Consider the following 12728-nt stretch of genomic DNA (forward strand, 5'->3'; position numbering starts at 1 on the left):
TTGCATGTCGAATAAAGATGAGGCGCCCAGCGATCTGATTCGCGCGCGGGATGTCGGCGGTTTCGACATCTGGTCGCTGCCCAGCTTCGACCCCCATGTGCCGGAGCCCGAGCCTGAACCGGTGGAGGAACCTCCAGCGGAAATGGAAGAAGTGCCGCTGGATGAAGTCCAGCCACTGACCCTCGAAGAGTTGGAAACCATCCGCCAGGAGGCCTACAACGAAGGTTTTGCCGCGGGGGAAAAAGACGGTTTTCGCAGCACCACCCTCAAGGTTCGCCAGGAAGCCGAGGCGGCGCTGGCCTCCAAGTTGGGCAGCCTGGAGCGCCTGATGGGCAACCTGTTCGACCCTATCGCCGAACAGGACTCACAGCTGGAAAAATCCATGGTCGGCCTGGTGCAGCACATCGCGCGCCAGGTGATCCAGCGCGAACTGGTGCTTGATTCCAGCCAGATCGAAGCGGTGATGCGTGAAGCCCTCAAGCTGCTGCCCCTGGGCGTCGGCAATGTGCGGCTGTACATCAACCCCCAGGATTTCGAACAGGTCAAAGCCCTGCGCGAGCGCCATGAAGAAACCTGGCGCATCGTCGAAGATGCTTCGTTGCAGCCCGGCGGTTGCCGCGTCGAGACCGAACACAGCCGCATCGATGCAACGGTGGAAACCCGCATCAGCCAGATAATGGCCAAGCTGTTCGATCAACTGCATGAACAGGCCCTGCACCCCGCTGAGCCGGACCTGAGCGTTGACCTGGACGCCACCGATGCGTCTTGACCGCACCAGCTTCGCCAAGCGCCTGGGCAGCTACGCCGAGGTCACCGAGTTGCCCGGCCAGCCGATCCTCGAAGGGCGCCTGTTGCGTATGGTCGGCCTGACCCTCGAAGCCGAGGGCCTGCGCGCCGCCATGGGCAGCCGCTGCCTGGTGATCAACGACAACAGTTACCACCCGGTGCAAGTCGAAGCCGAGGTGATGGGCTTTTCGGGCAGCAAGATTTTCCTGATGCCGGTCGGCAGCCTCGCCGGCATTGCCCCCGGCGCCCGCGTGGTGCCACTGGCCGACACTGGCCGCCTGCCCATGGGCATGAGCATGCTGGGCCGCGTACTCGATGGCGCCGGCCGTGCGCTGGACGGCAAGGGCGGCATGAAGGCCGAAGACTGGGTGCCGATGGACGGCCCCACCATCAACCCGCTCAAGCGCAACCCCATCAGCGTGCCACTGGATGTGGGTATTCGCAGCATCAACGGTTTATTGACGGTCGGTCGCGGCCAGCGCCTGGGCCTGTTCGCCGGTACCGGCGTGGGTAAGTCGGTGTTGCTGGGCATGATGACGCGCTTTACCGAGGCCGACATCATCGTGGTGGGGCTGATCGGCGAGCGGGGCCGCGAAGTGAAGGAGTTCATCGAGCACAGCCTCGGTGAAGAAGGGCTCAAGCGTTCTGTTGTCGTCGCTTCTCCGGCAGACGATGCACCGCTGATGCGCTTGCGTGCGGCGATGTACTGCACACGCATCGCCGAATATTTTCGCGACAAGGGCAAGAACGTCCTGTTGCTGATGGACTCGCTCACGCGTTTCGCCCAGGCCCAGCGCGAGATCGCCCTGGCCATCGGCGAGCCGCCCGCGACCAAGGGTTACCCGCCATCGGTATTTGCCAAGCTGCCCAAGCTGGTGGAGCGTGCCGGTAATGCCGAAGCCGGCGGCGGCTCGATCACCGCGTTCTACACGGTGTTGTCCGAAGGCGACGACCAACAGGACCCGATTGCCGACTCGGCGCGGGGCGTGCTCGACGGCCACATCGTGCTGTCGCGGCGTTTGGCCGAAGAGGGGCATTACCCGGCCATCGACATCGAAGCGTCCATCAGCCGGGTGATGCCGGCGGTGGTCACGCCGGAGCATATGGCCCGTGCGCAGCAGTTCAAGCAGTTGTGGTCGCGCTACCAGCAAAGCCGTGACCTGATCAGCGTCGGTGCCTATGTGGCCGGTGGCGACCGCGACACCGACCTGGCCATCGCCTTGCAGCCGCAACTGGTGACCTACCTGCGCCAAGGCCTCAACGACAAGATCACCATGGGCGAAAGCCAGTCGCACTTGCAGTCCATCTTCGCCCCGGCGCCGGGCGGCTAAGCCATGGCCAACAGCCGCGCCGCACGCTTGGCCCCGGTGGTGGACATGGCCGAAAAGGCCGAGAAAGCCGCCGTACAGCGCCTTGGCTACTTCCAGGGCCAGGTGCGTTTGGCCCAAAGCAAGCTGGGCGACCTGGAGCGTTTTCGTGGCGAGTACCAGCAACAGTGGATCGAGCGCGGCAGCCAGGGCGTGTCCGGCCAGTGGCTGATGGGGTACCAGGGCTTTCTCAACCAGCTTGAAACCGCCGTCGGCCAACAACGCCAAAGCCTGGCCTGGCACGAGGCCAACCTCGACAAAGCCCGCGAGGCCTGGCAAGCGGCGTTTGCCCGGGTTGAGGGGTTGCGCAAACTGGTGCAGCGCTACATCGACGAAGCGCGAGCCATCGAAGACAAGCGCGAGCAAAAACTGCTCGATGAACTCTCCCAGCGCCTTCCCCGCCCAGAACAGTTCTAAGTGTGGGAGCTGGCTTGCCTGCGATGGGCATAGGTATCTACACGACTCCGTAGCGCTCACCGGTAACCACGATGCGAAGCGAGCCGCTCTTGATCTGCTTTTGATCTTGATCTTAGGCGCCCCATCAAACCACGCTGGCCGTAATTCGACAGTGATTTGGGGGGTAAACCGGCAGGGATGCCGGTTTAGCCGCCCCGCGCCATGGATGGCGCGTGGCGGCGGCCCCCCAAATCACTGGCGGATTACGGGCACACCGAGCCCAAGCGAGGTGCCGAGTGGTGGGGCAAGAGCCTTTTGCTTACTTTTGGGCTCTTTTCAAAAGTGAGCCGCTGTCAGAGCGGAACCCTAAGTGGCCGTTACCTAAATAACGGATATGTACCCGGTCCAACTGTGTTGACTGTTAGGCCGCCTTCGCGAGCAAGCCCGCTCCCACAGTTGATCCACTGTGTTGCTCAGATGCTCTTCAGCTGCTACGCCTTGTGTCTAGTGCAATGACAAGGAAGCAGTCACATGTCAGTCGAGTCAGAAGTATCCCTGGATGGGAAGAAGTTGACGATCGCAATCAGGGGCCGGTTCGATTTCGGCAGCCACCAGGCGTTTCGGGATGCGTACGAGCGTTTCTACAAGGTCCCCGAGACCTATATCGTCGACCTCAAGGATGCCACCTACATGGACAGTTCAGCCCTCGGCATGCTGCTGTTGCTACGGGATCATGCCGGCGGTGATGACGCCGAGGTCCGCGTGACGAACAGCAACTCCGACGTGCGCAAGATCCTCGCCATCTCCAACTTCGACAAGCTGTTCGACATCAGTTGAGCGCCTTGGCCCCTGTTCTTGAAGCGCTGACCATCCTGATCGCCGAAGACAGCGCCGCCGACCGCCTGTTGCTGGCGAGCATCATCCGTCGCCAGGGCCACCAGGTGCTGACGGTGAGCAATGGTGCCGAAGCGATTGAGGTGTTTGCCCGCGAGCGCCCGCAGTTGGTGTTGATGGACGCGCTGATGCCGGTGATGGACGGCTTTGAGGCCGCACGGCAGATCAAACAACTGGCGGGCGAGGCGCTGGTGCCGATCATCTTCCTCACCTCGCTGCGCGAAAGCGAAGCCCTGGCCCAGTGCCTGGACGCCGGCGGCGATGACTTTCTGCCCAAACCCTATAACCCCTTGATCCTGGCGGCGAAGATCAACGCCATGGACCGCCTGCGCCGCCTGCAGGCCACGGTTTTGCAGCAGCGTGACCTGATCGCCAAACACCACGAACACCTGATGCATGAACAGCGGGCGGCCAAGGCGGTGTTCGATAAGGTCGCCCATTCCGGTTGTATCAACGCCGCGCCGAATATTCGCTACCTGCAATCGCCTTATGCGTTGTTCAACGGTGACTTGTTGCTGGCGGCCTACACGCCGTCCGGCGATATGCACGTGCTGCTCGGTGATTTCACCGGCCATGGCTTGCCGGCCGCCATCGGCGCCATGCCCCTGGCCGAAGTGTTCTACGGCATGACCGCCAAGGGCTACGGCCTCACGCAGACCCTGCGGGAAATGAACGCCAAGCTCAAGCGCATCCTGCCGGTGGACATGTTCTGCTGCGCCACCTTGCTGTGCCTGAGCGCCCAGCGGCGGGCGGTGGAAGTGTGGAACGGCGGCATGCCCGAAGGCTATGTGCATGAAGTCGCCACCGGCAGGCGCACGCCGTTGATGTCGCGGCACCTGCCCCTGGGGGTGTTGTCGGCAGAGGCGTTCGATGACAGCACCGAGGTCTGGCCCATGGCGTTGGGCGACCGGGTGTTTTTGCTCTCCGACGGCGTGCTGGACACCGCTGACGCCAACGATCAACTGTTCGGCGCCGAGCGCTTGCAGCAGGTGTTCGCCGCCAACCGCGAGCCTGACCGCCTGTTCGAGGACATCGAGCAGGCTCTGGCGGCCTTTCGCGGCCAGGCGCGCGATGACGTCAGCATGGTCGAGATCACCTTGCAGGCGGGCCAGCCCTTGCGGGCGGCCGAACCGATGTATGCCGACAGCGGCCAGTCGTGCCCACTGGATTGGTCGGTGAGTTTCGAATTTCGCGCCCAGACCCTTAGAGCCTACAACCCGCTGCCGTACCTGCTGCAACTGCTATTGGAGATCCACGGCCTGCGTGAGCAGAGCGGGGCGCTTTACAGCGTGATGGCCGAGTTGTATTCCAACGCGCTGGAGCATGGCGTGCTGGGCTTGGACTCACGGCTCAAGCGCGATGCCCAGGGGTTTGCGCAGTATTATCACCAGCGCCATGAGCGGCTGGCACAGTTGGACAGCGGTTATGTGCGCGTGCATGTGCAGGTGGTACCCACCGACAAGGGCGGCAAACTGACCTTGCGTCTGGAAGACAGCGGGCAGGGTTTTGATGTGGAGCAGGAGCTGGCACGCCCCGTGGACATCGACCGTCTGTCTGGTCGGGGTCTTAGCCTGGTGCGTCAACTGAGCAGCGCTGTAGGCTGGTCCGATGGCGGGCGCAGTGTCTGCGTGGAGTTTTGTTGGGAGGCTCTGGCATAATCCGCCGATTCTTGATCAAGGAGCGAGCAAGTGGCTGAGATTCATTTGGACCCCGAGGTGTTGTCGGACTTGCAGGAAGTGATGGAGAGCGAGTACCCGACGTTGCTCGACACCTTTATCGAGGACTCGCAAAAGCGCGTCGCAGCACTGCGCAAGGCTGGGGGCGACGCGAAAACGTTGGGACGGATTGCCCACAGTTTCAAAGGCAGCAGCGGCAATCTTGGGGCGGTGCGTTTGGCCCGATTGTGTGAGCTGCTGGAGACCGAGGCCGTCGAGGCGGCCTCTGATCTAGGTGCTCTGGTTGATCAGATTGATCATGAGTTCGCGCTGGTCAAGCCACTGTATGAATGTAGGAGCGAGCTTGCTCGCGAAAAACGTCAACGATAACGCGTGCTTCCTGGATGAATGCGGCGCCTGTGAGCTTTTCGCGAGCAAGCTCGCTCCTACATTGAATCGGATATGTCCAGGCATTTTGTAAACCTGGCCCGACTCTTGCTATACCTCCACAGACTGCATTTCCGACCCCATGCAGTGGAGACCCTTACTTATGCCAGTCGCCCCCAATTCGCTCCTTCAGGCTGCCACCGCAGCCAAGCCTCAAGCGCCGGCCGCCACGCCTGCGGTAGCGCCTGCGGCCCCGCGGGAAAAGGGCCCTGGCTTCGCTCAAGTGTTTGCCAAGCAAGCTGCCAAGCCGCAGGCCAAGAGCGACGACGCGCCAGCCAAACCCGTGCGCGACAAAGCGCCTGACGCCAGCGATAAACCTGCCGCCAGCGCGCCAGCGGTTGCCGATAGCGGCAATCCCTTGCCTGCCAAGCCGGCCAAGAGCGATGACAGCGCAGACAGTGAAGGCGAGCCACCGGCCGACCCGTCCCTGGCGCAGCAACCAGTGGCCGACCCGGCGCTGGTTGCAGCCGTGACGCCGGTGGCGGTCCCTGTGCCCGTACAAGCGCCTGCCGTCGCTGCCGAAGATGACCAGGCCCTGCCGCTCATCGCGGTGACCGAGGAGCCCAAGCAGCCGGCCTTCGACCCCGAGGCCGACCCGCTGGATTCGATGCCGGCCGTGCGCCTGGCGATGGAGCAGGGCGGTCACGTCTCGGCCAGCAGCCAGGCGCCGCAGAAAGCCGCGCCCACCACTCAGGACCAACCGACCGCCGCGCAGAACTTTGCCGCTGGCCTGGCCAGCATGGTTGACCAGCAAGCCACCAAGGACAGTACCGACCAAGGCGGTGACAAGGCCTTCGGCGCGCTGATCGATGACGGCCTCAAGGACCTCAAGAACGCCAGCAGCGACACCCGCGTAGATGACTTCGCCAACCGCCTGGCCGCGCTGACCCAGGCGGCCACGCCGAAAACCGCGAATGCCTTGCCGCCCGTCACCAATGCGCCCCTGGCCATGCACCAGAGCGGCTGGACCGAAGAGGTGGTCAACCGCGTGATGTACCTGTCCAGCGCCAACCTCAAGTCGGCCGAGATTCAGTTGCAGCCCGCTGAGCTGGGGCGTTTGGATATCAAGGTCAACATGACGGCGGACCAGCAAGCCCAGGTCAACTTCATCAGCGGCCATGCGGTGGTGCGTGAAGCGCTGGAGAGCCAGTCGGGGCGCTTGCGGGAGATGTTTGCCCAGCAGGGCATGGGGCAGGTGGATGTGAATGTCTCCGACCAATCGCGGGGGCAGGACCAGCAGCAACAGCAGAGCCAGGCGCGGGGCATCAGTGGCAGCGGCAGGCGTGCTGACAACGGCGACGCCGGTGGCCCTGTGGATGTGGCCGAAGTGGCAGCGCCCGTGAGCCAGAGCGTGATCGGCTCCAGCGCGGTCGACTACTACGCCTGACTTGAGGGCTGTACAGGCCTGAATGTGGGAGCGGGCTTGCTCGCGAATGCAGAGTGTCAGTCAGTATATGTGTGACTGATACACCGCATTCGCGAGCAAGCCCGCTCCCACATTTGTTTTGTGGTGTTCGCTCTTCCCTCATTACCAGCCAACTCTGGCATAACACTTGCTCTTGCCTTGCCATAGATCTACGAATCCCCGAATAGTGACGGATTATTGGCATGGCGAAGAGCGACGACGCAGCAACTCCCCCCGCAGGTAAAGGCAAGCTCAAGCTGATCCTGTTGATTGTGCTGGGCCTGCTCCTGGCCATCGGTGCCTCGGTGGGCGGCACCTGGTACATCATGCACAGCAGTGCGAGCAAACCGGCGCCCGCTGCCGAAACCGCCACTAACGTCAAGCAACCGGCAATCTTCGAGCAGATGCTTCCGGCCTTTGTCGCCAACTACAACCAGAATGGTCGCCAACGCTACCTGCAGGTGAGCATCACCTTGCTGGCGCGCAACCAGGCGGACCTCGATGCCCTCAAGGTGCATATGCCGGTGATCCGCAACAACCTGGTGATGCTGTTCTCCGGGCAGAGCTTCGACAGCCTGGCCACTCCGGTCGGCCAGGAAATGCTGCGCCAGAAGGTCACTGCCAGCGTGCAGGAAGTGGCCCAGAAAGAACTCGGCAAAGTCGTGGTCGAGCAGGCGCTCTTCACTAACTTCGTATTGCAGTAGGATCACGACATGGCCGTGCAAGACCTGCTGTCCCAGGATGAAATCGACGCGCTGTTGCATGGCGTGGACGATGGTCTGGTACAGACCGAAATGGCTGCCGAACCCGGCAGCGTCAAAAGTTACGACCTGACCAGCCAGGATCGCATCGTGCGGGGACGCATGCCGACCCTGGAGATGATCAACGAACGTTTTGCCCGCTACACCCGCATCAGCATGTTCAACATGCTGCGCCGCTCGGCGGACGTGGCCGTGGGCGGTGTGCAGGTGATGAAGTTCGGTGAATACGTACACTCGCTGTACGTGCCCACCAGCCTCAACCTGGTCAAGATCAAGCCGTTGCGCGGCACCGCGCTGTTCATCCTCGACGCCAAACTGGTGTTCAAGCTGGTGGACAACTTCTTCGGTGGCGACGGCCGTCACGCCAAGATCGAAGGGCGTGAATTCACCCCCACCGAACTGCGCGTGGTGCGCATGGTGCTGGAGCAGGCCTTCATCGACTTGAAGGAAGCCTGGCAGGCGATCATGGAAGTCAATTTCGAGTACATCAACTCGGAAGTGAACCCGGCCATGGCCAACATCGTCGGCCCCAGCGAAGCCATTGTGGTGTCGACCTTCCACATCGAACTCGATGGCGGTGGCGGCGACCTGCACGTGACCATGCCGTATTCGATGATCGAGCCGGTGCGCGAGATGCTCGATGCCGGTTTCCAGTCCGACCTCGACGACCAGGACGAACGCTGGGTCAAGGCCCTGCGCGAAGACCTGCTGGACGTCGACGTGCCGCTGAGCGCCACCGTGGCCCGCCGCCAGTTGCGCCTGCGGGACATTTTGCACATGGCGCCTGGGGACATCATCCCCGTCGACTTGCCGGAAGAGTTGATCATGCGCGCCAACGGCGTGCCGTCATTCAAGGTCAAGCTCGGTTCCCACAAGGGCAACCTGGCGCTGCAAGTGGTTGAGCCGATCAACCGCCGCTGATTCAACCCTAATTCATGATTGTTTGCTGCGCCGAGGACATGTAATGGCTACCGAACACGAAAACACTTCCGCCGAAGACCAGGCCCTGGCTGACGAGTGGGCTGCGGCCCTGGAAGAAACCGGCGATGTCGGCCAGGACGACATCGACGCGCTGCTGGCCGCCGACGCCGCCACCGCGCCGGCCGGCAACCGCCTGGCCATGGAAGAATTCGGCAGTGTGCCGAAGAACAACGATCCGGTGAGCCTTGATGGCCCGAACCTGGATGTGATCCTCGACATCCCGGTGTCGATTTCCATGGAAGTGGGCAGCACCGAAATCAACATCCGCAACCTCTTGCAGCTTAACCAGGGCTCGGTGATCGAACTGGACCGCCTGGCCGGCGAGCCGTTGGACGTGCTGGTCAACGGCACCCTGATTGCCCATGGCGAGGTGGTGGTGGTCAACGAGAAGTTCGGCATCCGCCTGACTGACGTGATCAGCCCGAGCGAACGCATCAAGAAGTTGCGCTGAGATGAAGTACGCGATGGCGGGACTGTTGCTGGCGCTGCCATTGAGCGCCCTGGCGGCTGAACCGGTGGCGCAGGCAGTCACGGCACCTGCGGTCGGCAGCGTCGGCGGGCAGTTGACGCAACTGGTGCTGGGCCTGTTGCTGGTGATCGGCCTGATCTTTGTGCTGGCCTGGCTGATGCGCCGCGTACAGCGCATCGGCCCGGGCAACGGCCAGGTGATCGAGCTGGTGGGCTCGCGCGCTCTCGGCCCGCGTGATCGGTTGGTGCTGGTGCAGGTGGGCGAGGAGCAGATCCTGCTTGGCATCACCCCTGGCCGTATCACCCCGCTGCATGTACTCAAGACCCCGGTGGATGCGGTCAAGACCGAAGCCGCCACGCCAGAATTCGCCCAGCGCCTGATGGAATTGCTGGGCAAGGATCAGAAGGATAAGAAGTAATGCGCGTTTTGTTGACGCTCATGCTGTTGTTGGCCGCGCCGATGGCCCTGGGCGCCGACCCGTTGTCGATCCCGGCGATTACCCTGGGCACCAACGCGGCGGGCGCGCAGGAATATTCGGTCAGCCTGCAGATCCTGCTGATCATGACGGCGCTGAGTTTTATCCCGGCGTTCGTCATGCTGATGACCAGCTTTACGCGGATCATCATCGTCTTCTCGATCCTGCGTCAGGCCCTGGGGCTGCAGCAGACGCCGTCGAACCAGATCCTCACCGGCATGGCGTTGTTTTTGACGCTGTTCATCATGGCACCGGTGTTCGACAAGGTGAACCAGCAAGCCCTGCAACCTTACCTGGCGGAAAAGCTCACGGCCCAGGATGCGATCGACAAGGCCCAGGGCCCGATCAAGGACTTCATGCTGTCGCAAACCCGCTCCAGCGACCTTGAGCTGTTCATGCGCCTGTCCAAGCGCACCGACATCGCTACCCCAGACCAGGCACCGCTGACCATCCTGGTACCGGCGTTTGTCACTTCTGAATTGAAGACCGCGTTCCAGATCGGCTTCATGATCTTCATCCCGTTCCTGATCATCGACCTGGTGGTGGCGAGCGTGCTGATGGCCATGGGTATGATGATGCTGTCGCCGTTGATCATCTCGTTGCCGTTCAAGATCATGCTGTTTGTGCTGGTGGACGGCTGGGCGCTGATTATCGGCACCCTGGCCGGCAGTTTCGGAGGGGTATAGCGCCATGACCCCAGAAGTCGCCGTCGACCTGTTCCGTGAAGCGCTGTGGCTGACCACCCTGATGGTCGCCGTGCTGGTGGTGCCGAGCCTGTTGGTCGGCCTGCTGGTGGCGATGTTCCAGGCCGCCACTCAGATCAACGAACAGACCTTGAGCTTCCTGCCGCGCCTGCTGGTGATGCTGGTGACCCTGATTGTCGCCGGCCCGTGGCTGGTGCAAACCTTCATGGAATACATCCTGCAGTTGTACGGCAGTATTCCGCAGTTGATCGGCTGAGCCGATGCAATCCTTGCTGGCCTTGACCGACACCCAGATCAGTACCTGGGTGGCCTCGTTCATCCTGCCGCTGTTTCGCGTCACGGCCATGCTGATGGCCATGCCGGTGTTCGGCACCACCCTGGTACCGCGTCGCGTGCGCCTGTATTTTGCCGTGGCGATCACCGTGGTGATCGTGCCTGGCCTGCCGCCGATGCCGCCGGTGAACGCCCTCGACCTGAGCGCCTTGCTGCTGATTGCCGAACAGATCCTGATCGGCGCCATGCTGGGGTTTTCCCTCACGTTGTTCTTCCAGGCGTTTGTGATCGCCGGGCAAATCATTTCGATCCAGATGGGCATGGGCTTCGCGTCCATGGTCGACCCCACCAACGGGGTGTCGGCGGCGGTGATCGGGCAGTTTCTGACCATGCTGGTGACCTTGCTGTTTCTGGCCATGAACGGTCACCTGGTGGCGTTCGAAGTCTTGACCGAAAGCTTCGCCACCTTGCCGGTGGGCTCGGGGTTGGTGGTCAACCATTTCTGGGAGCTGGTGGGGCGCCTGGGTTGGGTGTTGGGTGCAGCGCTGTTGCTGGTGCTGCCGGCGATCACCGCGCTGCTGGTGGTCAATATCGCGTTTGGCGTGATGACCCGTGCGGCGCCGCAACTGAACATCTTCTCGATTGGTTTTCCCTTGACCCTGGTGTTGGGCATGGGGATTTTCTGGGTCGGCCTGGCTGACATTCTCAATCAGTATCAACCGCTGGCGAGCGAAGCCTTGCAGTTCTTACGTGATCTGGCACGGGCGCGCTGAGCCATGGCCGAGAGCGAGAGTGGTCAGGACAAAACAGAAGACCCCACGGAGAAACGTAAAAAGGACTCCAGGGAAAAGGGCGAGATCGCCCGCTCCAAAGAGCTCAACACCTTCGCCACCATGATCGCCGGCGCAGGCGCCTTGCTGATCTACGGCGGTGGTCTGGCGCTGGACCTGCTGGAGATGATGAAACACAACTTCAGCCTGCCGCGCGACGTGTTGCTCAACCCCGACGCCATGGCCCAATACCTGCTGCACTCGGGCAAAATCGCGCTGCTGGCGGTGCAGCCGATCCTGATCACCTTGCTGCTGGCCGCGCTGATCGGCCCGGTGGCCCTGGGCGGCTGGCTGTTTGCTGCGGGCAGCATGGCGCCCAAGTTCAGCCGCATGAACCCCGGGGCGGGGCTCAAGCGCATGTTTTCGGTCAAGGCCCTGGTGGAATTGCTCAAGGCCCTGGCCAAGTTTTTCCTGATTCTGTTCGTGGCCTTGGCGGTGTTGTCGTCCGACATCGACGATTTGCTGCGCATCGCCCATGAGCCGCTGGAGTCCGCGATCATCCACAGCGTGCAGGTAGTGGGCTGGAGTGCGTTGTGGATGGCGGCCGGGCTGATCCTGATCGCCGCCGTGGATGCGCCGATTCAACTGTGGGAAAGCCACAAGAAACTGCTGATGACCAAGCAGGAAGTGCGCGACGAGCACAAGGACCAGGAAGGCCGCCCCGAGGTCAAGCAACGCATCCGCCAGCTGCAGCGGGAAATGTCCCAGCGCAAGATGATGGCCTCGGTGCCCGACGCCGATGTGATCATCACCAACCCGACCCACTACGCCGTGGCCCTCAAGTACGACCCCGAGAAGGGTGGTGCGCCGATGTTGCTGGCCAAGGGCAGCGACTTTACCGCGTTGAAAATCCGCGAAATCGCCGTGGCCAACGACATTCTGCTGCTGGAGTCGCCAGCATTGGCGCGCTCGATTTTCTACTCTACCGACCTGGACCAGGAAATTCCGGCCGGCTTGTACCTGGCCGTTGCCCAGGTGTTGGCCTACGTTTACCAGATTCGCCAATACCGCGCCGGCAAGGGCAAGCGGCCTGATCCGCTCAAAGACCTGCCGATCCCGCCGGACCTGCGCCGCGATTCCTAGTAGGAGCGAGCTTGCTCGCGAAAAACTCACCGTCGCCGCGTTCATCCTGACTCCCCGCGTTATCTTTACCACCTTCGCGAGCAAGCTCGCTCCTACAACCTGTCAACTTTGACAGTAGCCAATACGCCGCCTTCACTGTTTGATACAGCGATGAGACGTGCAGCCCTGCACGACTCGGGAGGCGGTGATGGATAGGGGTACG

At 62.3% G+C, this 12728-nt stretch carries 15 protein-coding genes; all 15 read left to right on the forward strand.

Going from position 1 to position 12728, the window contains the following annotated elements:
• Nucleotides 1-4: 4 nt before the first annotated feature.
• The 15 genes from fliH to flhB all read left to right on the forward strand — a co-directional run bounded on the left by fliH (nucleotide 5) and on the right by flhB (nucleotide 12526).
• Nucleotides 5-769 (forward strand): flagellar assembly protein FliH, encoded by a 765-nt coding sequence (fliH, locus tag PSH76_RS07035; RefSeq protein WP_138762470.1) that lies wholly within the window; start codon nucleotides 5-7, stop codon nucleotides 767-769.
• The gene (fliI, locus tag PSH76_RS07040) at nucleotides 759-2117 is read left to right on the forward strand and encodes a flagellar protein export ATPase FliI (RefSeq protein WP_138762469.1); all 1359 of its coding nucleotides are present in this window, start codon (nucleotides 759-761) and stop codon (nucleotides 2115-2117) included. Before fliH ends, fliI begins: the two co-directional genes overlap by 11 nt.
• A gap of 3 nt (nucleotides 2118-2120) precedes the next feature.
• Nucleotides 2121-2570 carry a flagellar export protein FliJ gene (gene fliJ, locus PSH76_RS07045; RefSeq protein WP_032895946.1) on the forward strand — a complete coding sequence of 150 codons (450 nt, stop codon included), beginning with the start codon at nucleotides 2121-2123 and terminating at the stop codon, nucleotides 2568-2570.
• Nucleotides 2571-3080: 510 nt separating this feature from the next.
• Nucleotides 3081-3386 carry an STAS domain-containing protein gene (locus PSH76_RS07050; RefSeq protein WP_032895947.1) on the forward strand — a complete coding sequence of 102 codons (306 nt, stop codon included), beginning with the start codon at nucleotides 3081-3083 and terminating at the stop codon, nucleotides 3384-3386.
• Nucleotides 3383-5101: a fused response regulator/phosphatase gene (locus tag PSH76_RS07055; RefSeq protein ID WP_305493798.1), complete on the forward strand. Its 1719-nt coding sequence runs from the start codon at nucleotides 3383-3385 to the stop codon at nucleotides 5099-5101. The genes PSH76_RS07050 and PSH76_RS07055 overlap by 4 nt, the downstream gene beginning before the upstream one ends.
• Nucleotides 5102-5131: 30 nt before the next feature.
• Entirely contained in the window at nucleotides 5132-5488 is a 357-nt protein-coding gene (locus PSH76_RS07060) for an Hpt domain-containing protein (RefSeq protein WP_138762467.1), read from the forward strand.
• Nucleotides 5489-5648: 160 nt separating this feature from the next.
• Entirely contained in the window at nucleotides 5649-6932 is a 1284-nt protein-coding gene (locus PSH76_RS07065) for a flagellar hook-length control protein FliK (protein WP_305493799.1), read from the forward strand.
• Nucleotides 6933-7153: 221 nt separating this feature from the next.
• The gene (gene fliL / locus PSH76_RS07070; protein ID WP_032895951.1) at nucleotides 7154-7654 is read left to right on the forward strand and encodes a flagellar basal body-associated protein FliL; all 501 of its coding nucleotides are present in this window, start codon (nucleotides 7154-7156) and stop codon (nucleotides 7652-7654) included.
• 9 nt (nucleotides 7655-7663) lie between these two features.
• Nucleotides 7664-8632 carry a flagellar motor switch protein FliM gene (gene fliM, locus PSH76_RS07075; RefSeq protein ID WP_014719344.1) on the forward strand — a complete coding sequence of 323 codons (969 nt, stop codon included), beginning with the start codon at nucleotides 7664-7666 and terminating at the stop codon, nucleotides 8630-8632.
• 43 nt (nucleotides 8633-8675) lie between these two features.
• The gene (fliN, locus tag PSH76_RS07080; protein ID WP_003192941.1) at nucleotides 8676-9143 is read left to right on the forward strand and encodes a flagellar motor switch protein FliN; all 468 of its coding nucleotides are present in this window, start codon (nucleotides 8676-8678) and stop codon (nucleotides 9141-9143) included.
• A 1-nt stretch (nucleotide 9144) separates the two neighbouring features.
• Nucleotides 9145-9579, forward strand: a complete 435-nt coding sequence (gene fliO / locus PSH76_RS07085) for a flagellar biosynthetic protein FliO (RefSeq protein ID WP_044274977.1) — start codon at nucleotides 9145-9147, stop codon at nucleotides 9577-9579.
• Nucleotides 9579-10322, forward strand: coding sequence for a flagellar type III secretion system pore protein FliP (gene fliP, locus PSH76_RS07090; RefSeq protein ID WP_003192937.1), 744 nt, complete (start codon nucleotides 9579-9581; stop codon nucleotides 10320-10322). Before fliO ends, fliP begins: the two co-directional genes overlap by 1 nt.
• Nucleotides 10323-10326: 4 nt before the next feature.
• Nucleotides 10327-10596, forward strand: a complete 270-nt coding sequence (gene fliQ / locus PSH76_RS07095) for a flagellar biosynthesis protein FliQ (protein ID WP_003192936.1) — start codon at nucleotides 10327-10329, stop codon at nucleotides 10594-10596.
• Between the two features lie 4 nt (nucleotides 10597-10600).
• Nucleotides 10601-11386, forward strand: a complete 786-nt coding sequence (fliR, locus tag PSH76_RS07100; protein WP_138762465.1) for a flagellar biosynthetic protein FliR — start codon at nucleotides 10601-10603, stop codon at nucleotides 11384-11386.
• Nucleotides 11387-11389: 3 nt separating this feature from the next.
• Nucleotides 11390-12526, forward strand: a complete 1137-nt coding sequence (flhB, locus tag PSH76_RS07105) for a flagellar biosynthesis protein FlhB (RefSeq protein WP_032895955.1) — start codon at nucleotides 11390-11392, stop codon at nucleotides 12524-12526.
• Nucleotides 12527-12728: the final 202 nt, after the last annotated feature.

Origin of the sequence: Pseudomonas sp. FP215, from assembly GCF_030687795.1 — a bacterium.
In the GTDB taxonomy this organism is placed as follows: Bacteria; Pseudomonadota; Gammaproteobacteria; order Pseudomonadales; family Pseudomonadaceae; genus Aquipseudomonas; species Aquipseudomonas salmasensis.

Excerpts from the sequence above, each read along its gene's own strand:
- fliH (WP_138762470.1), top strand. The coding sequence starts at position 5 with ATGTCGAATAAAGATGAGGCGCCCAGCGATCTGATTCGCGCGCGGGAT.
- fliI (WP_138762469.1), top strand. The coding sequence starts at position 759 with ATGCGTCTTGACCGCACCAGCTTCGCCAAGCGCCTGGGCAGCTACGCC.
- fliJ (WP_032895946.1), top strand. The coding sequence starts at position 2,121 with ATGGCCAACAGCCGCGCCGCACGCTTGGCCCCGGTGGTGGACATGGCC.
- PSH76_RS07050 (WP_032895947.1), top strand. The coding sequence starts at position 3,081 with ATGTCAGTCGAGTCAGAAGTATCCCTGGATGGGAAGAAGTTGACGATC.
- PSH76_RS07065 (WP_305493799.1), top strand. The coding sequence starts at position 5,649 with ATGCCAGTCGCCCCCAATTCGCTCCTTCAGGCTGCCACCGCAGCCAAG.
- fliL (WP_032895951.1), top strand. The coding sequence starts at position 7,154 with ATGGCGAAGAGCGACGACGCAGCAACTCCCCCCGCAGGTAAAGGCAAG.
- fliM (WP_014719344.1), top strand. The coding sequence starts at position 7,664 with ATGGCCGTGCAAGACCTGCTGTCCCAGGATGAAATCGACGCGCTGTTG.
- fliN (WP_003192941.1), top strand. The coding sequence starts at position 8,676 with ATGGCTACCGAACACGAAAACACTTCCGCCGAAGACCAGGCCCTGGCT.
- fliO (WP_044274977.1), top strand. The coding sequence starts at position 9,145 with ATGAAGTACGCGATGGCGGGACTGTTGCTGGCGCTGCCATTGAGCGCC.
- fliP (WP_003192937.1), top strand. The coding sequence starts at position 9,579 with ATGCGCGTTTTGTTGACGCTCATGCTGTTGTTGGCCGCGCCGATGGCC.
- fliQ (WP_003192936.1), top strand. The coding sequence starts at position 10,327 with ATGACCCCAGAAGTCGCCGTCGACCTGTTCCGTGAAGCGCTGTGGCTG.
- fliR (WP_138762465.1), top strand. The coding sequence starts at position 10,601 with ATGCAATCCTTGCTGGCCTTGACCGACACCCAGATCAGTACCTGGGTG.
- flhB (WP_032895955.1), top strand. The coding sequence starts at position 11,390 with ATGGCCGAGAGCGAGAGTGGTCAGGACAAAACAGAAGACCCCACGGAG.